The following is a 25691-nucleotide window of genomic DNA, read 5'->3' as shown; positions in this document are numbered from 1 at the left end:
ACCCTGGCGCGGCACCCATGGTCTGCACCCTATACCGATAGATTCGATCAAGGAGCCCCTTCATGCCTCACGAACCGACTTTGAACCAGCGCATTGTCCTGGTCTCACGCCCTCAAGGCGCACCCACCCCGGAAAACTTCCGCCTGGAACGGGTGACCTTGCCGGAGTTGGCAGACGGCCAGGTCCTGCTGAAAACGCTCTACCTTTCCCTCGACCCTTATATGCGCGGGCGCATGAGCGACGCACCGTCCTACGCCGCACCAGTGGAAATCGACGAGGTGATGACCGGCGGGGCTGTCAGCCGTGTCGAGCAATCGCGTAATCCGAAATTCGAGGTGGGTGATCTGGTCGTCGGCGCCACCGGTTGGCAGAGCCACAGCATTTCCGACGGCCGCAACCTGATTCCGGTGCCCAATGGCCTGGCCAGCCCGTCCATGGCCTTGGGGGTGCTGGGCATGCCGGGCATGACCGCCTACATGGGCCTGATGGACATCGGCCAGCCGAAAGCCGGAGAAACCCTGGTGGTGGCGGCTGCCTCCGGCGCGGTGGGTTCGGTGGTCGGCCAGGTGGCCAAGCTCAAGGGCCTGCGTGTGGTCGGTATTGCAGGCGGTGCCGAGAAGTGCCGCTACGTGGTGGACGAATTGGGTTTTGATGCCTGCATCGACCACAAGAGCGCAACGTTTGCCGACGACTTGGCCCAGGCCTGCTTCAAGGGCGTGGACATTTATTTCGAAAACGTCGGTGGCAAGGTGTTCGACGCCGTGCTGCCGTTGCTCAACCCTAAGGCGCGCATCCCCCTGTGCGGGTTGATCGCCGGCTATAACGCCCATGAAGCGCCCAGCGGGCCTGACCGTTTGCCGGCGCTGCAACGCACGTTGTTGACCAAGCGTGTACGGATCCAGGGCTTTATCGTGTTTGACGACTATGGTGATCGCCAGCCGGAGTTCCTCAGCGCCATGGCTCCGTGGGTACGCGACGGCAAGATCAAGTTCCGCGAAGATGTGGTCGAGGGCCTGGAGCAGGCGCCCGAAGCCTTTATCGGTTTGCTGGAAGGGCGCAACTTCGGCAAGTTGGTGGTACGGGTCGCGCAGGATTGAGCATTTGACGCTAATCCGAGGCGCGGGTATAAACCGCGTCTCGTTGTTTTGTCGGACCACTCGCCCATGAGCTTCAGCCCCCTGATTCGCCAACTGATCGACGCCCTGCGCACGTTGCCGGGTGTCGGCCAGAAAACCGCCCAACGCATGGCGCTGCAACTGCTGGAGCGGGATCGCAGCGGCGGTACCCGGTTGGCCCAGGCCCTGAGCCAGGCCATGACCGGGGTGGGCCACTGCCGCCAGTGCCGTACCCTTACCGAAGAAGAACTCTGCCCGCAATGCGCCGACCCGCGCCGCGACGACACACTGCTGTGCGTGGTGGAAGGGCCGATGGATGTGTACGCGGTGGAGCAGACCGGTTATCGCGGACGCTACTTCGTGCTCAAGGGCCATCTCTCGCCGCTCGATGGGCTGGGGCCGGAGGCCATCGGCATTCCGCAGCTGGTGGCGCGTATCGAGGAGCAGGGCACCTTTACCGAGGTGATCCTGGCCACCAACCCGACCGTGGAAGGTGAAGCCACCGCGCATTACATCGCCCAACTGCTGAGCAACAAAGGCCTGGTCACTTCGCGCATCGCCCATGGCGTGCCGCTGGGTGGCGAATTGGAGTTGGTGGACGGCGGCACGTTGGCGCATTCGTTCGCCGGTCGTAAACCGATCGCACTCTGACGATCAGCGCAGGATCAAATGTGGGAGGGGCAGTGCGGCGAATCCACTTGCCCCTGATAGCGTCAGTCCGCGCAGCCGTTACCGCTCGGTGAGGGCAAAGCGGGTCAGGCAAAACGTCGGGATGCCCATGTCTTCCAGGCGTTGCGAGCCGCCCAGTTCCGGCAGGTCAATGATCGCCGCCGCTTCAAAGATCTTCGCCCCCATGCGTCGCACCAGGTTGGCCGCCGCGATCAGGGTACCGCCCGTGGCGATCAGGTCATCGAACATCAGCACCGAATCACCTTCGCACAGGCTGTCGGCATGCACTTCGAGGAAGGCCTCGCCGTATTCGGTCTGGTAACCCTCGGACAGCACATCAGCCGGCAGCTTGCCCTGCTTGCGGAACAGGATCAGCGGCTTGTTCAGTTGGTAGGCGATGATCGAACCGATCAGGAAGCCGCGCGCATCCATCGCGCCGATATGGCTGAAATCGGCCTCGACATAGCGATGGGCAAAGGTGTCAGCCACCAGGCGCAGGGCCTTGGGCGATTGGAACAGCGGTGTGATGTCACGAAAGATCACCCCAGGCTTGGGGAAGTCGATGACGGGGCGGATCAGGGATTTGATGTCGAACGAATCGAAAGTCATCGTCGAAGAGTCCTGGGCGGAAAACGGACTCGAAGTATACCTGCGGCCTCACCGATTGGCGCGGCCGCAAGCGTCTGCATCAGCCTTCCAAGGAACCACCGGCGAGTGCGCACAGCTGGATCGGGTCGAGGATGTGCACTTCCTTGCCTTCGGCGGCCAGCAGTTCGCTCTGCTGGAAGCGGGTAAACACACGGGATACGGTTTCCACTGCCAGGCCCAGGTAATTGCCGATTTCGTTGCGCGACATGCTCAGGCGGAACTGGTTGGCCGAGAAACCACGGGCACGGAACCGCGCCGACAGGTTGACCAGGAAGGTGGCAATGCGCTCGTCGGCGGTTTTCTTCGACAGCAGCAGCATCATCTGCTGGTCGTCACGAATCTCGCGGCTCATCACGCGCATCAACTGACGGCGCAGTTGTGGCAGTTGCAGAGCCAGTTCGTCCAGGCGCTCGAAGGGGATTTCGCACACCGACGTGGTTTCCAGGGCCTGGGCCGACACCGGGTGAATCTCGGTGTCCATGCCCGACAACCCGACCAGCTCGCTGGGCAGGTGGAAACCGGTGATCTGCTCTTCGCCGCTGTCGCTCAGGCTGAAGGTCTTCAGCGCACCCGAACGTACTGCATAGACGGAATCGAACTTGTCCCCCTGGCGAAACAGAAACTCGCCTTTCTTGAGCGGGCGACCGCGTTTAACGATTTCGTCCAGCGCATCCATGTCTTCCAGATTCAACGAAAGTGGCAAGCAGAGGGGAGCCAGGCTGCAATCCTTGCAGTGAGCCTGGCTGTGAGCGCGCAGTTTGACTGGCTCGGACATTTCTTAAATCCTTGTGGGAAAACACACATAAGACGTAAGGGTACCGCACTGGCGGGCAGTGAAGCCAGCCTGTACAAAAAACAGGCAACGGTATAAAGCTTTTTGTACCGATGCCGATACAGTTGCATATCTACCCTTCGGAGCTCGGATCATGTCTGTTATCGCGGCTTACAACCCTGCCATCCGTGTACCCAGCGTGCAGGACTTGAAGCCCGCTGCCGAGGCCGAGGAAAAGCTGCCCGTGGCCGCGCCGGCGCCTGAAACCAAGGTGATTGAAGGGGTGACGGTGACTATTTCCGCCGCCGCGTTCAAGGCGGCCGGGGCGCCCAAAAGCGCGAATGCCGATATCGACGACAGCGGCCTGGACGATAACGTCAAGGAGGTGCTGAAAATGATCCGCAAGCTGAAACAGCAGATCGCCGAGAAAATGGCTGAGCTTCAGGCGATCGCGGCAGACAAAAGCTTGACCCCGGAGCAGGCCCGGGCCAAGACCGCCAATGTGCAAGGCGCGATCAGTTCGTTGCAGGCAGGTTTGATGACGGCCCAGACCTCTCTGGCCAAAGCGATGAAGACCATGAGCGCCGATGACGCGCTCAAAGCCGCTTCGTTGTCGATGTAACTAGATCACCCGCGAAAACCGCTGCCGGTTCTGGTGCTCCAGGTACGCATCGAACACCATGCAGACCGAACGCACCAGCAGCCGTCCGGCGGGCAGCACGCGAATGCCTTGGGCATCCAGTTCGATCAGGCCGTCTTGCGCCATCGCCTCAAGTTGCGGCCAGACCTCGTCGAAATACCCGCGAAAATCGATGTTGAACGCCTGTTCGATCTGCTCGAAGGCCAGGCTGAACGTGCAGATCAACTGCTGGATCACTTCCCGACGTAACCGGTCATCCGTGGTGCAGATCAAGCCACGGCTGGTGGCCAGTTGGGCGCTCGCCAGGGCGTTCTGATAGCCGTTCAGGTCACTGCTGTTCTGGCAGTACAGATCGCCGATCTGGCTGATGGCTGACACGCCGAGCCCGATCAGGTCGCAATGGCCGTGGGTGGTGTAGCCCTGGAAGTTACGTTGCAGCGTGCCTTCTTCCTGGGCAATGGCGAGTTCGTCGTCCGGCAGGGCGAAGTGGTCCATGCCGATATAGCGGTAGCCGGCCTGGGTCAGTTGCTCGATGGTGGTCTGCAGCATCAGCAGCTTGGATTCCGGCGACGGCAGTTCCTCGCTGTTGATCCGTCGTTGGGGCATGAAGCGTTCCGGCAGATGCGCGTAGTTGAACACCGACAGGCGGTCCGGCTGCAGCTTGATCACTTCCTCCACGGTGCGCGCGAAGTTGATCGGCGTCTGCTTGGGCAGGCCGTAGATCAGGTCGATATTGATCGAGCGAAACTGCAGGGTACGCGCGGCGTCGATCACCGCGCGGGTTTCTTCCAGGCTTTGCAGGCGGTTGACCGCGCGCTGCACGTCGGGGTCGAGGTCTTGCAGGCCGATGCTCACACGGTTGAAGCCCAGTTCACGCAGCAGGCCCATGGTCGCCCAGTCGGCTTCGCGCGGGTCGATCTCGATGCTGTAGTCGCCGGAGTCGTCGTCGAGCAGATTGAAGTGCTGGCGCAGGCTGCCCATGATCTGGCGCAGTTCGTCGTGGCTGAGAAAGGTCGGGGTGCCGCCGCCGAAGTGCAGTTGTTCAACCGACTGTTTCGGGTCGAGGTGGCAGGCCACCAACTGAATCTCCTGCTCCAGGCGTTGCAGGTAGGCCTGGGCGCGGCCGCGGTCCTTGGTGATCACCTTGTTGCACGCGCAGTAGTAGCAAATGTTCGCGCAGAATGGCACATGCACATACAGCGACAGCGGTCGCGTGGCCTTGCGGCTTTCGCGCAGGGCGTGGAGCAGGTCGAAGGTGCCGACCTGGCTGTCGAATTGTACGGCGGTGGGGTAGGACGTGTAGCGCGGTCCCGCCAGGTCGTAGCGGTGAATCAGATGTGGGTCCCAACGAATGGCGTCGAGCATGCGGGCATTCCCCGGATAGGCTAGTGAGCCGAGTCTAGGGGTGTGGTTGGTAGGGCATCTTGATTTGCATCAACGGGGAGCGGCGCTATGCCACATAGCCTTTTAATGGCCCATCAGCCAGTGCTGGTGCGGACCTGGCAGGGTCCAGATACCGAAAATAATCACCAACAGGCCACCGGCCATCCGCACGCTGCGCTTGCGCAATAACGCGGTCACGCGTTCGGCCGCCAAGCCGGTTGCCAGCAGTACCGGCCAGGTGCCTAAGCCAAAAGCCAGCATCAGCAGCGCACTGTCCAGCGCATTACCCTGGCTGGCGGCCCACAGCAGGGTGCTGTAGACCAGCCCGCACGGCAACCAGCCCCACAGCGCGCCCAGCAGCAGCGCGCGGGGCACGCTGGATACCGGCAGCAAACGGTTGGCGACGGGCTGTATGCAGCGCCACAGGCCGCGCCCGAGGCTTTCGATACGGGTGAGGCCACTCCACCAACCGGCCAGGTACAGCCCCATGCAGATCAACAGCAACCCGGCGAGCACACGCATGAACAGGGCCGCCGGGCTGTTGGCCAGCGCCCAGCCGGCCAGGCCGATCAATAACCCGGCGCTGGCATAGCTGAGGATGCGCCCCAGGTTGTAGGCCAGCAGCAGGCGGAACCGGCGGCTGCGTTGTTCCTTGGGAATCGCCAGGGTCAGCGCGCCCATCAGCCCGCCGCACATGCCCAGGCAATGGCCGCCGCCCAGCAGGCCGAGGATCAGCGCGGAGACCAGCAGCGGCGCCAGCTCAAGCATGGGGCGGGTCTTTGGGCACGGGCGGTTGCTCGGGGCCGTTGGCTTCGTCCACGGCCGCCAGGTGGTTCGGGTCCTGGTCGTCGAACAGCACGCTGTGGGCCGGGCCGTCGAGGTCGTCGTACTGGCCGCTGTCCACCGCCCAGAAAAAGATGTAGATGGCCACGCCCACTAACAGCAGCGCCGCCGGAATCATCACGTATAGAGCTGGCATCTGCACTCCATGCCCGCGCGGCTCAAGCCGGCAGCGGGCGGGTTACCAAAGGGGCGCTTGTGGCCTGCGCACTCGGCAGGCGAGTCAGGCGCAGGGCGTTGAGCACCACGGTCAACGAACTGAGGGACATGCCGATCGCTGCCCAGATCGGAGTGATCCAACCGAGGGCGGCAAACGGCAGCATAAGGCCATTGTACAGCCCCGCCCACAGCAGGTTTTCAATGATCACCCGACGGGTGCGTCGTGCCAGGGTAAAGGCCTGCACCAGCGCGTCGAGGCGGTTGGACAGCAGCACCGCATCAGCGCTGGTCTTGGCCAGGTCGGTGGCCGAGCCCATGGCCACGCTGATGTCGGCGGCGGCCAGCACCGGCACATCGTTGACGCCATCGCCGAGCATCAGCACCTTGCGGCCTTCCTTGTGCAGTTGTTTCAGCACGTGGAGCTTGTCGTCGGGGCGCAGGCCGCCGTGGGCTTCATCGATACCCAGTTCAGCGGCGACGCTGGCGACCATCGGCGAACTGTCCCCCGACAGCAGCAGCGTGCGCCAACCACGCGCCTTGCAGGCGGCCAGCAGGTCGGGGGCATCGCTGCGCAGGCGGTCGTCGAGGATGAACCAGGCCAGGGCACCGTCGCCGTCGCCCAGCAGCAGCCATTGGCCGTCATCCTCCGGAGCGGCGGGAATCGGGCACCCACTGAGTGCACAAACAAACCCTGGCTGGCCGATGCGCAACTGGCGTGTGTCGACACGGCCTTCCAGGCCAAGGCCCGGGGAACTGAGCACTTCGCCGGCGGCCAGCGGCGCACGCCCGAAGGCGCGGGCAATCGGGTGTTCGGAGCGGTTTTCCAGGGCGGCGGCGAGGCCCAGGCATTCGTCGCTGTTCAGAGCGGCCAGGGGCCGGATCGCTTTCAACGCCAGGCGGCCTTCGGTGAGGGTGCCGGTCTTGTCGAAGATCACCGTGTCAATCTGGTTCAGGCCTTCGAGCACATGGCCACGGGTCAGCAATAGGCCGAGCTTGTGCAGGGTGCCGGTGGCGGCGGTGAGGGCGGTCGGCGTGGCCAGGGACAACGCGCACGGACAGGTGGCGACCAGCATTGCCAGCACGATCCAGAACGCCCGCGATGAATCCAGCTCCCACCACAACAGGCCGATCACCGCCGCGGCAATCAGCGAACACAGCAGGAACCACTGCGCGGCGCGGTCGGCGATCTGCGCCAGGCGCGGCTTCTCGGCCTGGGCCCGTTCCAGCAGGCGCACGATGGCGGACAGGCGGGTCTCATGGCCCAGGGCGCGCACTTCGACGGTCAACGCACCTTCGACGTTCAGCGTGCCGGCGGTGACGGCATCACCGGTTTGGCGCGGCAGCGGCAGGTACTCACCGGTGAGCAGCGATTCATCGATGCTGGAGCGGCCGTCGAGGATCACCCCATCTGCCGGCAGAACCGCGCCCGGATGCACCAGCACGCGGTCGCCCAGTGCCAGTTCGCTCAAGAGAATACGTTCGCTCTGGCCGTCACCTTTGAGGCGCAGGCATGAAGCGGGCAGCAGGTTGACCAACTGCGCGGTGGCGGCGGCCGTGCGTTCCCGGGCACGGCGCTCCAGGTAGCGACCGGCCAGCAGGAACAGCGCAAACATGCCCACCGCATCGAAATACAGCTCGCCCACGCCGGTGATCGCGGTCCAGATCCCGGCCAGGTAAGCCCCGCCAATGGCCAGGGACACCGACACGTCCATGGTCAGGTGACGTGTACGCACGTCGCGCATGGCGCCCTTGAAGAACGGCGCGCAGCTGTAGAACACGATGGGGGTGGTCAGAAACATCGCCACCCAGCGCAGGATCACATGCAGTTCGGGGCTCAGGTCGATATTGAATTCCGGCCAGGTGGCCATGGTCGCCATCATCGCCTGGAACCACAGCAGCCCGGCGACCCCCAGCTGGCGCAGGGCCAGGCGGTTCTCGCTGGCCAGTTGCTCGGCCGCACGGTCCGCTTGATACGGGTGGGCGGCGTAGCCGATATGGCGCAGTTCACTGAGCACCTGGCTCAACGGCAATTGCCCGTCGGCCCAGCGCACCTGCAGACGATGGTTGGACAGGTTCAGCCGCGCCTCGGCCACGGCGGGCAGGCTGCGCAGGTGTTTCTCGATCAACCAGCCACAGGCGGCGCAACTGATTCCTTCCATCAACAGGGTGGTTTCGGCGAGCTCGCCTTGATGATGTACGAAGGGTTTTTGCACGTCGGCGCGGTCATACAACGCCAGTTCATCCACCAGTTGCACCGGCAGCGTCTCGGGGTTGGCCGAGGCTTCGCTGCGGTGCTGGTAATAGCTTTCCAGTCCACCGGCCACAATGGCTTCGGCCACGGCCTGGCAGCCGGGGCAGCACAGCTCGCGGCGCTCGCCGAGGATCACGGCGGTGAACCGACTGCCGGGCGGGACGGGCAGGGCGCAGTGGTAGCAGGGGGTTGGGCTGGTCATGGGCGCTGCTATTTTTTCAGGTCTTCAGCACCCAGCAACGGCTCGTCACCCAGCAGCAAGTCCTTGTCGTGGCTGACTTCCTCTTCCTCGAACAGGCGCCAGGTCTTGTCGCCCTCCACACCCAGCAATTCCACGAAGCGGCGGCCTTCGACCTTGTCGGTGACCTGGCCGATGTAGCGGCCCGGTTCGCTGTCGCTGCGGGTCAGGTTGATCTTGCGATCCTTCTCCGGCTGGGTCGGGGAGATGAGGTTCAGTTCCAGGGTGTTCGGGTTGCTGTAGCCGGTGAGTTGCAGCTCGACTTCGCCGGTCAGCTCATCCAGGTGCAGCTTGGCGCGCAGTTGCAGGGTCTGGGCCAGACGTTCGCGGTCCAGGGAGCGGTTGATGCCTTTGCCGGCCTCGTAGTAGTTGTCGTTGACCAGGTTGTCCGGGTTGTTCACCGCGATGGTCACCATGGACAAGGTCAAGGTCACCGAGCAGGCCAGGATCCCAATGATGATCCAGGGCCAGAGGTGCTTGTACCAGGGGCTTGCGGCAGTGGCTACGGGCATTGTTCAGTTCTCTCGTTATCGAACTTGTGGGCCGATGAATCGGCTCTTGGCTTCAACGTGGACGCTGGCGTCATCGGCATCGGTGAGGATGAATTTCACCTCGTTGGTACTCGACGGCAGTTGCTCCGGCGCACTCGACAGCTCCACCGGCATGCTGACGATATCGCCCGCCGCTACTCTGATTTCACGTCGGCCTTGCAGCTTGAGGTCCGGCAGGCCGGCGGCGTCGAGCACGTAGGTGTGATCGCGCTGGTCCTTGTTCATGATCTTCAGGCTGTAGACGTTTTCGATGCGCCCTTCGGCGTTTTCACGGTACAGCACGCGGTCTTTGCTCACGTCGAAGCCCACCAGCGAACGCATGAAGAACGCCCCGGCCAACAGGCTGATCATCGCCAGCAACACCAGGGCATAACCGATCAGGCGTGGGCGCAACGTGTGGGTTTTCTGCCCCGACAGGTTGTGCTCGGTGGTGTAGCTGATCAGGCCGCGCGGGTATTCCATCTTGTCCATGATGGTGTCGCAGGCGTCGATACAGGCGGCGCAACCGATGCACTCGATTTGCAGGCCGTCGCGGATGTCGATACCGGTGGGGCATACCTGGACGCACATCGTACAGTCGATGCAGTCACCCAGGCCCTGGGCCTTGTAGTCGGTGCCTTTTTTACGCGGGCCACGCACTTCGCCACGGCGTGGATCGTAGGAAACGATCAGGGTGTCCTTGTCGAACATCACGCTCTGGAAGCGTGCGTACGGGCACATGTAGATGCACACCTGTTCGCGCAGCCAGCCGGCGTTGCCATAGGTGGCGAGGGTGAAGAAGCCGACCCAGAAATACGACCAGCCGTCGGCCTGGCCGGTGAAGAAGTCGAACACCAGCTCGCGGATCGGCGAGAAGTAGCCGACGAAGGTCATGCCGGTGACAAAACCGATCAACAGCCACAGCGTGTGCTTGCTGAATTTGCGCAGGAACTTGTTGGCCCCCATGGGCGCCTTGTCCAGCTTGATGCGCTGGTTGCGGTCGCCTTCGGTGACCTTTTCGCACCACATGAAGATCCACGTCCACACGCTTTGCGGGCAGGTATACCCGCACCATACGCGGCCGGCGTACACCGTGATGAAGAACAGGCCAAACGCCGCGACGATCAGGATGCCTGACAGCAGGATGAAGTCCTGGGGCCAGAAGGTCGCGCCGAAAATAAAGAACTTACGTTCCGGCAGGTTCCACCACACCGCCTGGTGGCCGCCCCAGTTCAGCCACACCGTGCCGAAGTAGAGCAGGAACAGACCGGCGCCGCCGAGCATGCGCAGGTTGCGGAACAGGCCGGTGAAGGCGCGGGTGTAGATTTTTTCGCGCGAGGCGTACAGGTCGACAGTCTTGGTGTCAGCACTGCTGGCGTTTTTGGCAGGCGGGGTAACGTCATGTACCGGTATCTGGTTGCTCATCATTGCATCCCACGGCGGTGGAGATTTGCCTCGGCCAGTACGTGCCAACCGGGGTCAAATTAAGGGTCTTGCAGTGGCGTAATGATACGCCCCCGGTACGGCTCAAAGGGTGCGACCTTTGGTCGCGTTGGGGGAAATCAATTGATGGTGTACGTGATCTGGATCAATTGACTTGGGAAGTATGGACGGTTTTCGTGGGGGAGGCGGTCATTCGTCCCAAGGATTGATCAGTGGAACGCCGCTGGATTTGAAGTCGCTGACGTTGCGCGTGACAACCGTGAGCCCATGCACCAGCGCGGTCGCGGCAATTAATGCGTCACTTTCATTGGCGCGGTCCGGCACATGCAAGTGTGCGCAACGCAACGCAACTGCAGCATCGACGGGCAGGATTCTGGCATCAAAGGCCGGCATCACATGACGCTTGAGCCAGGTTCGCAACACCTTCCCCTGAGCCGGGTCGCGCCGCTCAATGCGCAAGACCCCGGTTTCCAATTCTTTCAGGGTGATTGCCGAAATAAACATACGCGGTGCGATGACACTTTTGGCCCAGGCGACCACGTTTGCATCAGCCTGGGGTTTACGCAGTTCAGAGATGACGTTGGTGTCGAGCAGATACATCAAGAGAGGTCCACGGGTCGATGAGTGATCACGGCACGTTCGGTTTCAAAGTCGATATCGGCCGCTTCCGGCATCACCAGCAGGTCAACGATGTTGGCATTGAGACCTGTCAGCTTTTGGTAGTCCTCAATGCTTAGCAGTACATGGGCAGGCTTGCCGCGATCGGTGATAAAAACCGGGCCTTGGCGAGCGGCTTTTTTTGCACCGCTTGTGTCTTGATTGAATTCGCGACTGGAAATGGTGGTGAAAGTCATGGTGCGCCTCCCCTGGAACGGGTTGAATGTAGTTATGTTACTACTTCACCTTTGCTAGCCACAAGCTTAAAACTACAAGCGGTCAACGTGCTTTTCCCATGGGGTTGTCACGGCCTTGGAAATGAAAAAGCCCCGCCAGCTTTCGCTGGGCGGGGCTCTTTTGTTTCCGAGAGCCTTACTGCTCTTCGGCCTTCTTATCCCCATGGGACAAGCTGTAAACATACGCCGCGAGCAAGTGCACCTTGTCGTTGCCTTGCAGTTGCTCCTGCGCAGGCATCTGGCCCTGGCGGCCCCAGCGGATGGTCTGCTGCAGTTGGGCGAAGCTCGAACCGTAGATGAACGCACCCGGGTGGGTCAGGTCCGGCGCGCCCATGGCGGGAGTGCCCTTGCCGGCCGGGCCGTGGCAGGCCACGCAGTTGGCGGCGAAGAGTTTCTCACCGTTGGCCACATCGGCTTTCACGCCTTCCGGCAGCTTGCGGCCGTCGAGGTTGGTGACGACGAACGCGGCGACGTCGCTGACGCCTTGCTCCTTGAGGATGTCCAGCCAGGCCGGCATGACGGCATGGCGGCCCTTCATGATGGTTTCCTTGATGGTGGCCGGTTCGCCCCCCCAGCGCCAATCGGCGTCGGTCAGGTTGGGGAAACCGTAGGCGCCCTTGGCGTCGGAGCCGTGGCACACCGAACAGTTGGAGGCGAACAGGCGCCCGCCCATCTTCAAGGCCTGCGGGTCCTTGGCGACATCTTCAATCGGCATCGACGCGAATTTGGCGAAGATCGGCCCGAACTTGGCGTCCGACCTGGCCATTTCCTTTTCCCATTCGTGCACGCCGGTCCAGCCGGTCTGGCCGTTGGCGAACGGGGTTTGCTTGTCGTTGTCGAGGTAGTTGTAGCCCGGCAGCAGGCCTTTCCAATTGCCCAGGCCGGGGTAGAGCGCCAGGTAGCCAAGGGCGAAGACGATGGTGCCGACGAACAGCATGAACCACCACTTGGGCAGCGGGTTGTCGTACTCCTCGATGCCGTCGAACGAGTGGCCGACGGTCTCGTCGGTCTGCTCGGCGCGCTGGCCCTTGCGGGTCGACAGCAGCAGCCAGGTCAAGGCGAAGATGGTACCCAGGCTGAGGACTGTGACGTACAGACTCCAGAACGTAGTCATTCTTTGTTACTCCTAGAAGCTTGCTCGACGTGCTTGATGGCTTCGGGATCATCCGCAAAGGGCAACATGGTCGCGTCGTCAAACTCCGACTTGCGCCGGGGACTGAACACCCACAGCGCCAGGCCGATAAAGGCCACCATCACCACGACGGTGCCCAGGCCTCGAATCATCCCGATATCCATGAAGAATCACCGTTTGCTTTTGATGATGGTGCCCAGGCCTTGCAGGTAGGCCACCAATGCGTCCATTTCGGTCTTGCCCTTCACGGCTGCGGCTGCACCGGCGATGTCTTCGTCGGTGTAGGGCACGCCCAGGGTGCGCAGGACTTCCATCTTCTTCGCGGTGTCCTTGCCGTCGAGCTTGTTTTCCACGAGGAACGGATACGCCGGCATTTTCGACTCAGGCACCACGTTGCGCGGGTTGTACAAGTGCGCACGTTGCCAGTCATCGGAGTAACGCCCGCCGACACGGGCCAGGTCCGGGCCGGTGCGCTTGGACCCCCACAGGAACGGGTGGTCCCACACGCTTTCACCGGCGACCGAGTAGTGGCCGTAGCGTTCGGTTTCGGCACGGAACGGGCGGATCATCTGCGAGTGGCAGCCGACACAGCCGTTGGCGATGTAGACGTCGCGGCCTTCCAGCTCAAGGGCGGTGCGTGGCTTCATGCCTTCCACCGGCTTGTTGGTCACGTCCTGGAAGAACAGCGGAACGATCTGGGTCAGGCCGCCGATACTCACGGCGATGACCATGAAGAAGGCCAGCAGGCCGATATTCTTCTCGACTACTTCATGCTTCATCAGTGGGCTCCCACAACGGCGATCTTGGCGGCGGCTTCGGCTTCTGCCGGGTCCGAGGCACGCACGGTGCGCCAGACGTTGTAGGCCATTAACAGCATGCCGCTGGCGAAGAACGCACCCCCCAGGGCGCGGACGATGAAACCAGGGTGGCTGGCTTGCAGCGCTTCGACGAAGGAGTAGGTGAGGGTGCCGTCATCGTTGATCGCACGCCACATCAGGCCCTGGGTGATGCCGTTGACCCACATCGAGGCGATGTAGAGCACGGTGCCGATGGTGGCCAGCCAGAAGTGCGCGTTGATCAGCCCGACACTGTGCATCTGCACACGGCCGAACAGTTTGGGAATCATGTGGTACAGCGCGCCGATGGAGATCATCGCTACCCAGCCGAGGGCGCCGGCGTGTACGTGGCCGATGGTCCAGTCGGTGTAGTGGGACAGCGAGTTGACGGTCTTGATCGCCATCATCGGCCCTTCGAAGGTCGACATGCCGTAGAACGCCAGGGACACCACCAAAAAGCGCAGGATCGGGTCGGTGCGCAGCTTATGCCAGGCGCCCGACAGGGTCATCATGCCGTTGATCATGCCGCCCCAGCTCGGGGCCAGCAGGATGATCGACATCGCCATGCCGAGGGACTGCGCCCAGTCCGGCAACGCGGTGTAGTGCAGGTGGTGCGGGCCGGCCCAGATGTACAGGGTGATCAGTGCCCAGAAGTGCACGATGGACAGGCGATACGAGTAAATAGGCCGTTCGGCCTGTTTGGGCACGAAGTAGTACATCATCCCCAGGAAACCGGTGGTGAGGAAGAAACCTACGGCGTTGTGGCCGTACCACCACTGGATCATCGCATCCGTCGCCCCGGCGTAGGCCGAGTAGGACTTGAACAGGCTGACCGGCAACGAGGCGTGGTTGACGATATGCAGCATCGCCGTCACCAGGATGAAGGCCCCGTAGAACCAGTTGCCCACATAGATGTGCTTGGTCTTGCGCTTGACGATGGTGCCGAAGAACACCACTGCGTAGGTCACCCAGACGATGGCCAGCAGAATCGCGATCGGCCATTCCAGCTCGGCGTATTCCTTGGTGGTGGTGTAGCCCAGCGGCAAGGTGACGATGGCGCCGACGATGACCGCTTGCCAACCCCAGAAGGTGAAGGCCGCGAGGCTGTCGGAGATGAGTCGCGTCTGGCAGGTTCGCTGCACGACATAGTAGGAGGTGGCAAACAATGCACATCCGCCGAAGGCGAAGATCACCAGGTTGGTGTGCAGCGGGCGCAGGCGGCCGAAGGTTGTCCATGGCAGACCGAAATTCAATTCCGGCCACACCAGTTGCGAGGCGATGAACACCCCGAGCCCCATGCCAAGGATCCCCCAGACCACCGTCATGATGGCGAACTGGCGGACTACCTTATAGTTATAAGCAGTCGGACTGATTGCTGTGCTCATTCTAAGGTTCCACGGTTTAGGTTTTTTTATAGGTAAAATTCGGCCGCAAGTATGTAGAAAGCAAGGGGCCATTGCAACGCAAGGCTGACCTGTGTCAATGCGTTCCACGCCAGATTCTGCGCCCTTTCCATGTTTGGCGTAAGGATAAAATCCCAAATCGAAAGCTGATCGAGTGGACAGGAAATTTCGGGGGTCGCAACGACTGTCGTCGCGTTCGCCAGGATCGGTCCGCTGTGCAAGCAAGCGTAGACCCGAATGGCAGGAGGGGAAAGGTGTGCTTTGGAAGGGTGCGACACTTGGTCGCGTAGCGCGGTAGAGCTGCCGCCCCAGATTGGGGCGGCAGTCAGGTGTTACTGGGCTGGGCTTTCTGGCGTTGCGCCATCAGCGTTATGGGACAGGCTGTAAACGTAGGCGGCGAGCAGGTGCACTTTGTCGTTGCCCTGCAGCACTTCCTGGGCAGGCATCTGGCCTTGGCGGCCGTGGCGAATGGTCTGCTGCAACTGCGCGAGGCTGGTGCCGTAGATGTAGCCGGCGGGCAGGGTCAGGTTCGGCGCGCCCATGGCTTCCATGCCGTGGCCCTGCGGACCATGGCAGGCCACGCAGGTGGTGTTGAATGCGGCTTGCCCTGCGGCCAGGTCGGCGGTGCTGTCGGCCGGCAATGGCAACTTGGCCAGGTCGTGACGCACATAGGCGGCGACGTTTTTCACGCCGTCGTCGCCGAGCATGTCACCCCAGGCCGGCATCGCCGCGTGGCGACCGTTCATGATGGTGGTCTTGATCGCTTCGGCTGAACCACCCCAACGCCAGATGTTGTCAGCCAGGTTTGGAAAGCCGAATGCGCCCTTGGCATCCGAGCCGTGGCACACCGCGCAGTTGGAGGCGAACAGACGGCCGCCCATTTTCAACGCTTGCGGGTCTTTCGCGACTTCTTCCACGGGCATGGCCGAGAATTTGGCGAAGATCGGCCCGAACTTGGTGTCGGCCTTGGCCATCTCCTTGTCCCACTCCTTGGCCGAGGTCCAGCCGTCTTCATAGCCCGGCAACACGCCTTTCCAGTTGCCCAGGCCCGGATAGAGGACCAGGTAGCCGACCGCAAACACCAGGGTGCCTGCGAACAACATGAACCACCACTGGGGCAGGGGGTTGTCGTATTCCTCGATACCGTCGAAGGCGTGGCCCATGGTCTGGTCGACACTGCCCTTGGTCTCGCCCTTGCGGGTACCGATCAACAGCCAGGTCAGGCCGATCAGGCTGCCGAGGGTCAGTACGCAGATCCATGTACTCCAAAAGGTAGTCATGGCCGGTTGCTCCTTGTTACAGGCTCTTCTTGAGCGTCGGTTGGAGAGGGTTCATCGGCGAAGGGCAGCAGGCGCGCCTGCTCGAATTCCGCATTGCGCCGGTTGTTGAACACCCACAGCGACAGGCCGATAAAGGCGATGGCGACCACCAGCGTGCCAAGGCCGCGGATGGTGCCCGCATCGAATTCAAATCCCATGGCTCACCTCTTGCTCTTGATGGCAGTGCCGAGTACTTGCAGGTACGAAACCAGCGCGTCCATTTCGGTCTTGCCCTTGAGGCTGGCCACGGCGCCACTGATGTCGTCGTCGGTGTACGGCACGCCGAGGGTGCGCATCACGTTCAACTTGGTCTCGGTGTGGCTGCTGTCGACCGCCGCCGTGACCAACCACGGGTAGGCCGGCATTTTCGACTCAGGCACGACGTTGCGCGGGTTGTACAAGTGCGCGCGGTGCCAGTCGTCCGAGTAGCGTGCGCCGACGCGCGCCAGGTCTGGCCCGGTGCGCTTGGAGCCCCACAGGAACGGGTGGTCCCACACGCTTTCACCGGCCACCGAGTAGTGGCCGTAGCGCTCGGTCTCGGCGCGGAACGGGCGGATCATCTGCGAGTGGCACTGTACGCAGCCTTCGCGGATGTAGATGTCGCGGCCTTCCAGTTGCAGCGCGGTGTAGGGCTTCATGCCTTCCACCGGCTTGTTGGTCACGTCCTGGAAGAACAGCGGGACGATCTGGGTCAGGCCGCCGATGCTCACGGCGAGCACCATGAGCAGCATCAGCAGGCCGACGTTCTTTTCAATCGTTTCGTGTTTCATCACTGACTCCTCAGGCCATCTGCGCGGCAGGTGCGGCTTCGACAGGTTGTGCCGAGCGCACGGTGCGCCATGTGTTGTAAGCCATCAGGAACATGCCGCTGAGGAACACCGCACCGCCCACCAGCCGCACGATGAAGCCTGGGTGGCTGGCCACCAGGGTTTCGACGAAGGAGTAGGTCAAGGTGCCGTCTTCGTTGATCGCACGCCACATCAGGCCCTGGGCGATGCCGTTGACCCACATCGAGGCGATGTAGAGCACGGTGCCGATGGTGGCCAGCCAGAAGTGCGCGTTGATCAGGCCGAGGCTGTACATCTGCTCGCGACCGAAGACTTTCGGGATCATGTGGTACAGCGCGCCGATGGAGATCATCGCTACCCAGCCGAGGGCGCCGGCGTGTACGTGGCCGATGGTCCAGTCGGTGTAGTGGGAGAGGGCGTTGACTGTCTTGATCGCCATCATCGGACCTTCGAACGTCGACATGCCGTAGAACGCCAGGGACACCACCAAAAAGCGCAGGATCGGGTCGCTGCGCAACTTATGCCAGGCGCCCGACAGGGTCATCATGCCGTTGATCATGCCGCCCCAGCTCGGCGCCAGCAGTACCAGCGACATCACCATGCCCAGGGACTGTGCCCAGTCCGGCAGCGCGGTGTAGTGCAGGTGGTGCGGGCCGGCCCAGATGTACAGGGTGATCAGCGCCCAGAAGTGCACGATGGACAGGCGATAGGAGTACACCGGGCGCTCGGCCTGTTTCGGCACGAAGTAGTACATCATCCCGAGGAAACCGGCGGTGAGGAAAAAGCCTACCGCGTTATGCCCATACCACCACTGCACCATGGCATCCGTCGCACCGCCATACAGCGAGTAGGACTTGGTCAGGCTGACCGGGATTTCCAGGTTGTTGACGATGTGCAGGATCGCCACGGTGATGATGAACGCACCGAAGAACCAGTTACCGACGTAGATGTGCTTGGTGTTGCGCTTCATCACCGTGCCGAAGAACACGATGGCGTAGGCCACCCAGACGATGGTGATCAGGATGTCGATCGGCCATTCCAGCTCGGCGTATTCCTTGGAGCTGGTGTAGCCCAGGGGCAAGCTGATCGCGGCCAGGAGGATGACAAGTTGCCAGCCCCAGAAGCAGAACGCGGCGATTTTCGGCGCGAACAGCCGGGTTTGGCAGGTACGCTGCACCGAGTAGAAGGAGCTGGCGAACAGCGCACAGCCACCGAACGCGAAGATCACCGCGTTGGTGTGCAATGGGCGCAGGCGGCCGAAGCTGGTCCAGGGCAAGTCGAAGTTGAGCGCGGGCCAAACCAATTGGGCGGCGAGAAAAACCCCGAGCCCCATGCCGACGATGCCCCACACCACCGTCATAATGGCGAATTGGCGGACCACCTTGTAGTTATAGGCGGTACTTAAAGTAGTGTTCATGGTTCCCCATCCACGGTTCAACCCAAGCAAATGCGGCACTTGGGCTGGAGTTATAGGCAGACTGAATAGCGAGGCAAGCATGGGCAAAGAGCACAAGGCCAGTATTGACGGGGATCAATGGGCGCAGTGTGTGCGGGAACACGGGTGGCTTTGGGATGTCGCGTCGGGCCGTGCTTCGGGTGATTGCGTGACGTTGATCCTGGCCCATGGCGCCGGCGCACCGATGGACTCATCCTTCATGAACGACATGGCTGCACGCCTTGCCGGGCATGGCGTCAACGTGTTGCGCTTCGAGTTTCCCTACATGGCCCAGCGCCGGGTGGACGGCGGCAAACGCCCACCCAACCCGGCGCCAAGACTGCTGGAAGCCTGGCGCGGGGTGTATGCCGAGGTGCGACGTCATGTCGCTGGGAAACTGGCCATTGGCGGCAAGTCCATGGGCGGGCGCATGGCGAGTCTGTTGGCGGACGAATTGGCCGCCGACGGGCTGGTGTGCCTGGGGTATCCGTTCTATGCGGTGGGGAAACCGGAGAAACCACGGGTCGAGCATTTGGCCGGGCTGAGCACGCCGACGCTGATCGTGCAGGGCGAACGGGATGCCCTGGGCAATCGGGCGGCGGTGGCGGGCTATGATTTGTCGCCGAGCATCGAGGTGATGTGGCTGGTGGCGGGGGATCACGACTTGAAGCCGTTGAAGGCTTCGGGGTTTACGCATGAGCAGCATTTGGAGGCTGCGGCCGTGCAGGTGGCTGAGTTTCTCAGCGCCTGTTAGGGCCAATCGGGAGCAAGCCCCCTCCCACATTCGACCGCCTTCCAAGGGATGTACGCGGTTAACTGGGGGAGGGGGCTTGCTCCCGATATCGGTCTACCGGTTGAAACGCTCGACCAACGAATACTGGGTATTCGCCGTATGCGTCAGCTCTTCACTCAACTGCGCCGAGTTCAACGCCTGCTCCGAGGTCTGGTCCGCCAACAGCGCAATGGTGCTGATATTGCGGCTGATCTCTTCGGCCACCGAGCTTTGCTCTTCGGTGGCGGCCGCGATCTGGGTGGTCATGTCGGTGATATGCGCCACCGCTTCACTGATGCCCACCAACGCCTGGTCCGCCTCCATCACCCGCGCCACACCCTCTTCGGCCTGGCGATGCCCGGCATCCATGGTTTGCACGGCGGCGGCAGCGGTTTGCTGCAGCTTGGCGATCAGGGCGTGGATCTGCCCGGTCGACTCAGCCGTGCGCTGCGCCAGTTGGCGCACTTCATCGGCGACCACCGCAAACCCGCGGCCCATCTCACCGGCTCGCGCCGCTTCAATGGCGGCGTTGAGCGCCAGCAGGTTGGTCTGGTCGGCAATGCCTTTGATCACGTCGACTACGCCGCCGATCTCGTCGCTGTCCTTGGCCAGTTGGGTGACGGTCACGCCCGTTTCCCCCACGGCCACCGACAGACGCTGAATCGCCTCGCGGGTTTCCCCGGCAATATCGCGACCGCGACCGGTCAGGCGATTGGCTTCCTGGGTCGCATCGGCCGTGCGCTGCACATGGCTGGCCACTTCCTGGGTGGTCGCCGCCATCTGGTTGACCGCCGTGGCCACCTGCTCGGTTTCCACGCGCTGGCGTTCCAGGCCGCTGGAGCTGTTATGCGCCAGGGTATTGGACTGCGCCGCCTGGTCGTTGAGGTGCTCGGCAGTGTCCTGCAAGCGCGTCAGGCAGGTCTTCAGACGCGCCTCCTGGCTGAGGATCGACATCTCCAGGCGCGCCTGGGCACCACGGCTGTCGGTGTACATCTGCGCGATCAACGGGTCGGAGGTGGTCTGTTCGGCCAGGCGCAGCAGGCGCTTGAGGCCGCGCTGTTGCCAGCTCAGGCCCAGCAGGCCCAATGGCACCGACAAACCCGCCGCCAGGGCAAAGCCCCAGTGGGAGTTGAGCGACGCACCGATCATGAAGCTCAACTGGCTGATCAGGATAAACGGCAGCCAGTCCTGCAACACCGGCAGCCACTTGTCCCGCTGGGGAACGGCCGACTTGCCCTGGTTGATGCGTTGGTAGAGCGCCTCGGCACGGCGGATCTGCTCGGCGGTGGGCTTGATGCGCACCGATTCGTAGCCGACCACCTGGTTGCCTTCGAAGACCGGCGTCACATAGGCGTTGACCCAGTAGTGATCGCCCGTCTTGCAGCGGTTCTTAACGATGCCCATCCATGGCAAGCCTTGTTTGAGCGTGGTCCACATATGCCCGAACACGGCCGCTGGCACGTCCGGGTGACGCACCAGGTTGTGCGGGGCACGCACCAGTTCGTCGCGAGAGAACCCACTGATTTCGACAAACGCGTCGTTGCAGTAGGTAATCACGCCTTTGGCATCTGTGGTGGAAATCAACCGTTGCTGAGCGGGGAAGGTACGTTCGCGCTGGGTAACGGGCTGGTTATTACGCATGATTGTTCAATCCGCAAGGCTTTCATTGGGTATCGGCGGTAACGGGGGTTTATTTAACTTATTTTTGCAACAATCGGCGGGTTGGTCATTCCTCGAGTGGATATCAACCCGCCAGCATCGGATAGGTAAACAACCCGAAGTGAAGCAGATTCAAGCCAAAGTGCGTGGCAATCGCCGCACCGAGCCCGCCAAACCGATACGCCAGGCCATAACCGACCCCGGCGAGGCCCGCCAGCAGCATCCATTGCCACCCCGCACCCACGTGCACCAGGCCGAACAGCAGCGATGCCAGCAGCAGCGCGAGGTTTTCCCCGTAGGGCAGCTGTTTGAAGCGTCGGCTCAAGCCGCCTTGAATGTAGCCACGGAACAGGGCTTCTTCCACCAGGGTCACCAGCAACAGGTTATTGAGCACCCACAGCCAGGCCTGGTCCGGCCATTTCGGCGCCCAACTGATCACGCCCAACAAGGCTGCGCCACCCAGCGCGACGATGGCGGTAAGGGTCAGTACCAACGCGGTGACGCAGATCCACAGGCGCAACGAACGCCGCGCCACAATCCATGGGCAGGCCAGCAGCAACCAGAAACCAATCAACGGCTTGTCCAGGTTCAGGTACATCGAGAACGGCACGGCATCGGGGGTGAAGCGCTGCGGGGCAATGCCGCGACCGTTATGGAACCCCGGCAGCCAGTGCATCGCCAGGCCTAGCGCCAACACGACAAACAGCCCGTGACCCAGGTAACGCGCCCACGGCGTGCGCTGCTGGCGTACGGCATAGCCGGCGATCAACAGCAGGGCGACGGACACCAGCGCCAGTACGCCCAGTTGCCCGTAGGCCAAGGCCAGCACATAGCCGATGGAAAGAAGCGCCAGGTACAGCCAGGGCAGTGGGAGCATGGAGGAATCCTTGGAAAAAACCGGTCGGCATTATAGCGATGGCCTGCGCGCCGAAACGTGAAAACGCCTCCCCGCAAAAGGGCTTGGGCAAGTGATTGCAAAACATGTCATCGGCTGGTTATAGTCCTTGCGTCCTTATTCCTTCAAAAAGATCAGCACATGCCAGCTTCTCTGCGCATAGCGGTAGTCGATTCAGCGGTCAACGCTGTGCGCGTGCCGTGCGCGAACAAGCAGCCTGTGCAGATCAGTCACTACCCCCCACCTGTCAGTAGCACGCCGGTGTACGCAGTCGTATCACCGCCGGGTGTTGGCATTTCGGGCTGATCGGCACGTTGCTGTGCCCGCTCTGCCTGCCTGAAAAAAACTACTGAATTTCAGCCTCTGCGGCTGAATCGGCTTTTTTTGCCTGATTACAGGTGGTAACCATGTCCGTTCTTTCGAAACACTCCGTGGCCGCGGCGGCCTCGACGAGCCTGTTTGTCCTGCTGTGGAGCAGCGGGGCGATCTTCTCCAAGCTGGGCCTGGCCCATGCTTCGCCCTTCGCCTTCCTGCTGATCCGTTTTGCCATCGCCCTGGCGGGGCTGATGATCCTGGTGCCGGTCCTGCGGTTGAAACTGCCGCGTCCCGGCAAGCCCATGTTGTACGCGGCGGCAACGGGGTTGGTATTGCTGGGGGCCTATCAGATTTTCTATCTGCTGGCCCTGGACCTCAGCGTCACCCCCGGCGTCATGGCGACCATCATGGGGGTGCAGCCGATCCTCACCGTGGTGCTGATGGAGCGCCAGCGATCCTGGCGCCGGATGTTCGGCCTGAGTCTGGGCTTGGCCGGGCTGATCATGGTGGTCTACCAAGGCATCGGGCTGGCGGGCATGTCCCTGGCCGGGATGCTGTTCGGGCTGCTGGCCCTGGCAAGCATGACCTTCGGCTCGATCATGCAAAAGCGCATCACCGACAACCCCCTCGGCACCCTGCCGGTGCAGTACCTGGCGGGGCTGCTGTTGTGTTCGGTGTTTGTGCCGTTCCAGCCGTTCCACGTTGAACACAACGCCGGCTTTTACCTGCCGGTGCTGTGGATGGGCCTGGTGGTGTCGTTGCTGGCAACGCTGTTGCTGTACCGCCTGATCGCCCGGGGCAACCTGGTGAATGTCACCAGCCTGTTCTACCTGGTGCCGGCAGTGACGGCGGTGATGGATTACCTGATCTTCGGCAATCGGCTCGCGATGCTGAGCCTGTTGGGGATGGGCTTGATCATCATTGGGCTGGTCTTCGTGTTCCGCAAAAACTGATGCCCCCCGTAGGTGCCGGCCAGCCGGCGCCTACGGTTTTCGAGGCCGCAATACCAGCCACAACGCCCCGGCAATCAACACGCCGCCATATAAATGCGCCATCGATAACGGCTCGTCGAGCAACAACGCCCCCCACAACACGCCGAACGGCGGGATCAGGAAGGTGGTGGTCATCGACCTCACCGGACCAATCGCAGTGAGCAGCCGGAAGTACAACACGTACGCAAACGCCGTACACACCAGCCCCAACCCCAGCAGCGACGACCAGACCTGCCAGCCACCCCAACTCGCCGGCGGATGGCTGATCGCGCTGTAGGCAAACAACGGCAGCAGAAACAGAGTCGCGCCCAGCATGCTGCCCAGGGCCGCGAGACGACTGTCCAGGCCGCCGCGCTGGTCCAGCCAGCGCCTGGCGAGGAACCCGGCAAAGCCATAACAGGTGGTGGCCAACAGGCAAGCCAGTGCGCCCATCAATAATTCCAGGTCAAACGCCACCGGTCCTGCACGGGTCAGCACGCCTACACCGAACAGACCCAGGCACACCCCGGCGATTTTCGACGGGGTGAGGCGTTCGCTGAAAAACAGCCCGCCAATCAACACGCCCATCAACGGCGTGGTGGCATTGAAGATCGCCGAGTAACCCGCCGGCAGTACCTGGGCGGCCACCGAATACATGGTCGCCGGGATCCCCGAGTTGATCACCCCCAGCAACAGGACCGTCTTGAACTTACCCTGGAAATCCCAGCTCACCCGCGCCATCGCCAGGATCACCAATAGCCCGGCGGCGGCAATCGATACGCGGAAAAATGCGGTCGGCACCGTGCCGATTTCCGGCGCGATGATGCGCATGAACAGAAAGCTCGCGCCCCAGATGGCGGCGAGCCCCAGCAGGTAAAGGGTGTCAACAGGCCTCACGGAACACTCCTACATCAATAAGGTGGCGAGTGTTGCACGCCGCCTCCACTGATTACAGGACAAACCGCGTTACCAGCCCATTCAGGTCCACCGCCAGGCGCGACAGTTCCTGGCTGGCGGCCGAGGTCTGAGTGGCGCCGGCGGCGGTCTGGGTGGACAGGTCGCGGATGTTCACCAGGCTGCGGTCCACATCGCGCGCCACCAGCGCCTGTTGCTCGGCGGCGCTGGCGATCACCAGGTTGCGCTGGCTGATCTGCGAGATGGCGGCGGTGATTTTTTCCAGGGCACTGCCGGCGCTGTTGGCCCGTTGCAAGGTCTGGCCGGCGTGCTCGGCGCTGCTGTTCAGCGCCTCGACGGTGGCCTGGGTGCCTTGCTGGATACCGGTGATCATCTGTTCGATTTCTTCGGTGGAGTCCTGGGTGCGCTGTGCCAGCGAACGCACCTCGTCGGCGACGACCGCAAACCCACGCCCGGCTTCACCGGCACGCGCCGCTTCAATCGCGGCGTTGAGCGCCAGCAGGTTGGTTTGCCCGGCGATGCCACGGATCACTTCCAGCACCTTGCTGATGTCCTGGGCTTGCAGCGCCAGGCCTTCGGCCTTGTTCGAGGCGCCGAGCACTTCGTCCACCAGGTTCTGGATCGAACTGATGGTTTCGCTGATCTGGTAGTGGCCGTGCTTACTGTCTTCATCGGAAGCCTGGGACGCCTCGGCGCTGGACACCGCATTGCCGGCGACCTCGTCCACTGCCGTGCTCATCTCGGTCACGGCGGTGGCAGCCTGCTCGATTTCATCGTTCTGCGCCTGCAGGCCGCGGGTGCTTTGTTCCATCACCGCGCTCATTTCTTCCGCGGCGGAAGCCAGTTGCTGCGCCGATTCGCTGATGCCTCGGATGGTGGTCTGCAGCTGCGCTTGCATGGTCGCCAGGGCGCTCAGCAATTGCGCGGGTTCGTCATGGCCGCGCACCACGATCGGCTGGCTCAAGTCGCCGGCGGCGATGGTGCGCGCCACGTTCAGGGCCTGGCCGATCGGCGCGGTGATGCTGCGGGTCAGCAGCCAGGCCAGCAGCAAGGTGGCGATCAATGCGACTGCGATAATCAGGCCGACAATCCACTGTGCGCTCGAATACATCTGTGCGGCCGAATCAGCCGCCGCTTCGACGCCGTTCTGGTTAAAGACGATCAGGTTTTCCAGGCTCTGGCTCAGGAGCGTGCCCTGGGGGGCGAGACGGCTGACGAGCAGGTCGAGGGCGTCTTGCTGTTGATCCTTGTCCACCAGCGCGACCATCTGCCCGACGATGGCCAGGTACGTCGCGACATTGCCCTTGAGGGTTTTCAGCAGTTCGCGCTCTTCGTCATTGCTCAGCAAGGTTTCATGACGTTCGAGCAGGGCTTGCAGTTCGCTGCTGGTGCGGCTGATCAGGCCTCTGCTGGTGTCACGCACGCGAGATTCGTCGGTGCTCACCAGGCGCAGGGACTCCAGGCGGACAGTGGCCACCAGGGCTGCGCTGTCATGGATATTCTCGATGCTCGGCATCCAGGTTTGTTCAATGACCAGCGCGCTTTCCCGCAGCTTGGCCATCTGGCCCAGGCCAAACATTCCCACAATCACCAGCAAGCTGGCCAAAACCCCAAAACTCAGACTGGCACGCAGACCGATCCTCATGTTCCTCAATGACATCTCAATGCTC

27 protein-coding genes are annotated in these 25691 nt (G+C 62.3%); 5 read left to right on the top strand and 22 right to left on the bottom strand.

The features are described 5' to 3' along the window. The first annotated feature begins 62 nt into the window (after positions 1-62). The gene (locus NIBR502773_RS07490) at positions 63-1097 is read left to right on the top strand and encodes an NADP-dependent oxidoreductase (protein WP_065924748.1); all 1035 of its coding nucleotides are present in this window, start codon (positions 63-65) and stop codon (positions 1095-1097) included. 66 nt (positions 1098-1163) lie between these two features. Continuing rightward, positions 1164-1766, top strand: a complete 603-nt coding sequence (gene recR / locus NIBR502773_RS07485) for a recombination mediator RecR (RefSeq protein WP_027603720.1) — start codon at positions 1164-1166, stop codon at positions 1764-1766. Positions 1767-1844: 78 nt separating this feature from the next. Here the strand turns inward: recR and NIBR502773_RS07480 are convergent, their stop codons facing one another. Together NIBR502773_RS07480 and fnr are read right to left on the bottom strand one after the other, a co-directional pair. Further along, the gene (locus NIBR502773_RS07480) at positions 1845-2393 is read right to left on the bottom strand and encodes an adenine phosphoribosyltransferase (protein ID WP_027603721.1); all 549 of its coding nucleotides are present in this window, start codon (positions 2391-2393) and stop codon (positions 1845-1847) included. Between the two features lie 79 nt (positions 2394-2472). After that, positions 2473-3207, bottom strand: coding sequence for a fumarate/nitrate reduction transcriptional regulator Fnr (gene fnr, locus NIBR502773_RS07475; RefSeq protein ID WP_027603722.1), 735 nt, complete (start codon positions 3205-3207; stop codon positions 2473-2475). A gap of 151 nt (positions 3208-3358) precedes the next feature. Here fnr and NIBR502773_RS07470 point away from each other — a divergent pair, with 151 nt between their 5' ends. Beyond that, a complete protein-coding gene (locus NIBR502773_RS07470; protein WP_115488443.1) occupies positions 3359-3826 on the top strand; it encodes a hypothetical protein in 468 nt (155 codons plus the stop codon). On the opposite strand, the gene hemN is transcribed toward NIBR502773_RS07470, so the two are convergent. The 16 genes from hemN to ccoN (NIBR502773_RS07390) form a co-directional block, all read right to left on the bottom strand. Then, positions 3827-5209, bottom strand: a complete 1383-nt coding sequence (hemN, locus tag NIBR502773_RS07465) for an oxygen-independent coproporphyrinogen III oxidase (protein WP_141155758.1) — start codon at positions 5207-5209, stop codon at positions 3827-3829. Between the two features lie 102 nt (positions 5210-5311). Next, positions 5312-5995, bottom strand: coding sequence for a sulfite exporter TauE/SafE family protein (locus NIBR502773_RS07460; protein ID WP_141155757.1), 684 nt, complete (start codon positions 5993-5995; stop codon positions 5312-5314). Then, positions 5988-6206, bottom strand: a complete 219-nt coding sequence (ccoS, locus tag NIBR502773_RS07455; protein ID WP_027603726.1) for a cbb3-type cytochrome oxidase assembly protein CcoS — start codon at positions 6204-6206, stop codon at positions 5988-5990. Before ccoS ends, NIBR502773_RS07460 begins: the two co-directional genes overlap by 8 nt. 22 nt (positions 6207-6228) lie before the next feature. Continuing rightward, entirely contained in the window at positions 6229-8679 is a 2451-nt protein-coding gene (locus tag NIBR502773_RS07450; protein ID WP_141155756.1) for a heavy metal translocating P-type ATPase, read from the bottom strand. Between the two features lie 8 nt (positions 8680-8687). Further along, complete coding sequence (locus NIBR502773_RS07445) at positions 8688-9227, bottom strand: FixH family protein (protein WP_065940648.1); 540 nt, start codon at positions 9225-9227, stop codon at positions 8688-8690. A 15-nt stretch (positions 9228-9242) separates the two neighbouring features. After that, positions 9243-10670 carry a cytochrome c oxidase accessory protein CcoG gene (gene ccoG, locus NIBR502773_RS07440; RefSeq protein ID WP_141155755.1) on the bottom strand — a complete coding sequence of 476 codons (1428 nt, stop codon included), beginning with the start codon at positions 10668-10670 and terminating at the stop codon, positions 9243-9245. Positions 10671-10877: 207 nt separating this feature from the next. Beyond that, the gene (locus NIBR502773_RS07435; protein WP_053132925.1) at positions 10878-11288 is read right to left on the bottom strand and encodes a type II toxin-antitoxin system VapC family toxin; all 411 of its coding nucleotides are present in this window, start codon (positions 11286-11288) and stop codon (positions 10878-10880) included. Next, positions 11288-11542, bottom strand: a complete 255-nt coding sequence (locus NIBR502773_RS07430) for a type II toxin-antitoxin system Phd/YefM family antitoxin (protein ID WP_027603731.1) — start codon at positions 11540-11542, stop codon at positions 11288-11290. Before NIBR502773_RS07430 ends, NIBR502773_RS07435 begins: the two co-directional genes overlap by 1 nt. 175 nt (positions 11543-11717) lie before the next feature. Beyond that, entirely contained in the window at positions 11718-12695 is a 978-nt protein-coding gene (gene ccoP / locus NIBR502773_RS07425; protein WP_141155754.1) for a cytochrome-c oxidase, cbb3-type subunit III, read from the bottom strand. Further along, the gene (locus tag NIBR502773_RS07420) at positions 12692-12877 is read right to left on the bottom strand and encodes a CcoQ/FixQ family Cbb3-type cytochrome c oxidase assembly chaperone (protein ID WP_003193169.1); all 186 of its coding nucleotides are present in this window, start codon (positions 12875-12877) and stop codon (positions 12692-12694) included. The genes ccoP (NIBR502773_RS07425) and NIBR502773_RS07420 overlap by 4 nt, the downstream gene beginning before the upstream one ends. A 6-nt stretch (positions 12878-12883) precedes the next feature. After that, positions 12884-13492: a cytochrome-c oxidase, cbb3-type subunit II gene (ccoO, locus tag NIBR502773_RS07415; protein WP_003193167.1), complete on the bottom strand. Its 609-nt coding sequence runs from the start codon at positions 13490-13492 to the stop codon at positions 12884-12886. Next, a complete protein-coding gene (gene ccoN / locus NIBR502773_RS07410) occupies positions 13492-14934 on the bottom strand; it encodes a cytochrome-c oxidase, cbb3-type subunit I (protein ID WP_027603733.1) in 1443 nt (480 codons plus the stop codon). The genes ccoO (NIBR502773_RS07415) and ccoN (NIBR502773_RS07410) overlap by 1 nt, the downstream gene beginning before the upstream one ends. A gap of 350 nt (positions 14935-15284) precedes the next feature. Next, a complete protein-coding gene (gene ccoP / locus NIBR502773_RS07405) occupies positions 15285-16232 on the bottom strand; it encodes a cytochrome-c oxidase, cbb3-type subunit III (RefSeq protein ID WP_115488440.1) in 948 nt (315 codons plus the stop codon). After that, entirely contained in the window at positions 16229-16429 is a 201-nt protein-coding gene (locus NIBR502773_RS07400; protein WP_027603735.1) for a cbb3-type cytochrome c oxidase subunit 3, read from the bottom strand. The genes ccoP (NIBR502773_RS07405) and NIBR502773_RS07400 overlap by 4 nt, the downstream gene beginning before the upstream one ends. A gap of 3 nt (positions 16430-16432) precedes the next feature. After that, positions 16433-17041, bottom strand: coding sequence for a cytochrome-c oxidase, cbb3-type subunit II (ccoO, locus tag NIBR502773_RS07395; protein ID WP_065873836.1), 609 nt, complete (start codon positions 17039-17041; stop codon positions 16433-16435). Between the two features lie 10 nt (positions 17042-17051). Beyond that, positions 17052-18476 carry a cytochrome-c oxidase, cbb3-type subunit I gene (gene ccoN, locus NIBR502773_RS07390; RefSeq protein ID WP_141155753.1) on the bottom strand — a complete coding sequence of 475 codons (1425 nt, stop codon included), beginning with the start codon at positions 18474-18476 and terminating at the stop codon, positions 17052-17054. Between the two features lie 79 nt (positions 18477-18555). On the opposite strand from ccoN (NIBR502773_RS07390), the gene NIBR502773_RS07385 reads away from it, so the two are divergent. After that, positions 18556-19248, top strand: coding sequence for an alpha/beta family hydrolase (locus NIBR502773_RS07385; RefSeq protein WP_141155752.1), 693 nt, complete (start codon positions 18556-18558; stop codon positions 19246-19248). A gap of 93 nt (positions 19249-19341) precedes the next feature. Here NIBR502773_RS07385 and NIBR502773_RS07380 read toward each other — a convergent pair whose 3' ends face one another. After that, positions 19342-20907 (bottom strand): PAS domain-containing methyl-accepting chemotaxis protein, encoded by a 1566-nt coding sequence (locus tag NIBR502773_RS07380; RefSeq protein ID WP_065940642.1) that lies wholly within the window; start codon positions 20905-20907, stop codon positions 19342-19344. Between the two features lie 103 nt (positions 20908-21010). Further along, positions 21011-21802 carry a CPBP family intramembrane glutamic endopeptidase gene (locus NIBR502773_RS07375; RefSeq protein WP_141155751.1) on the bottom strand — a complete coding sequence of 264 codons (792 nt, stop codon included), beginning with the start codon at positions 21800-21802 and terminating at the stop codon, positions 21011-21013. 425 nt (positions 21803-22227) lie between these two features. Here NIBR502773_RS07375 and NIBR502773_RS07370 point away from each other — a divergent pair, with 425 nt between their 5' ends. After that, positions 22228-23088 (top strand): DMT family transporter, encoded by an 861-nt coding sequence (locus NIBR502773_RS07370; RefSeq protein WP_141155750.1) that lies wholly within the window; start codon positions 22228-22230, stop codon positions 23086-23088. Positions 23089-23118: 30 nt separating this feature from the next. Here the strand turns inward: NIBR502773_RS07370 and NIBR502773_RS07365 are convergent, their stop codons facing one another. Further along, positions 23119-24003, bottom strand: coding sequence for a DMT family transporter (locus tag NIBR502773_RS07365; protein WP_141155749.1), 885 nt, complete (start codon positions 24001-24003; stop codon positions 23119-23121). A gap of 52 nt (positions 24004-24055) precedes the next feature. Continuing rightward, positions 24056-25666, bottom strand: a complete 1611-nt coding sequence (locus NIBR502773_RS07360) for a methyl-accepting chemotaxis protein (RefSeq protein WP_373682387.1) — start codon at positions 25664-25666, stop codon at positions 24056-24058. Positions 25667-25691: the final 25 nt, after the last annotated feature.

It is taken from the genome of Pseudomonas sp. NIBRBAC000502773 (assembly GCF_006517195.1).
GTDB classification, from domain to species: Bacteria; Pseudomonadota; Gammaproteobacteria; order Pseudomonadales; family Pseudomonadaceae; genus Aquipseudomonas; species Aquipseudomonas marginalis.
The sequence above is the reverse complement of the archived record's forward strand: the minus strand, read 5'-3'. Positions and strand labels throughout refer to the sequence as shown.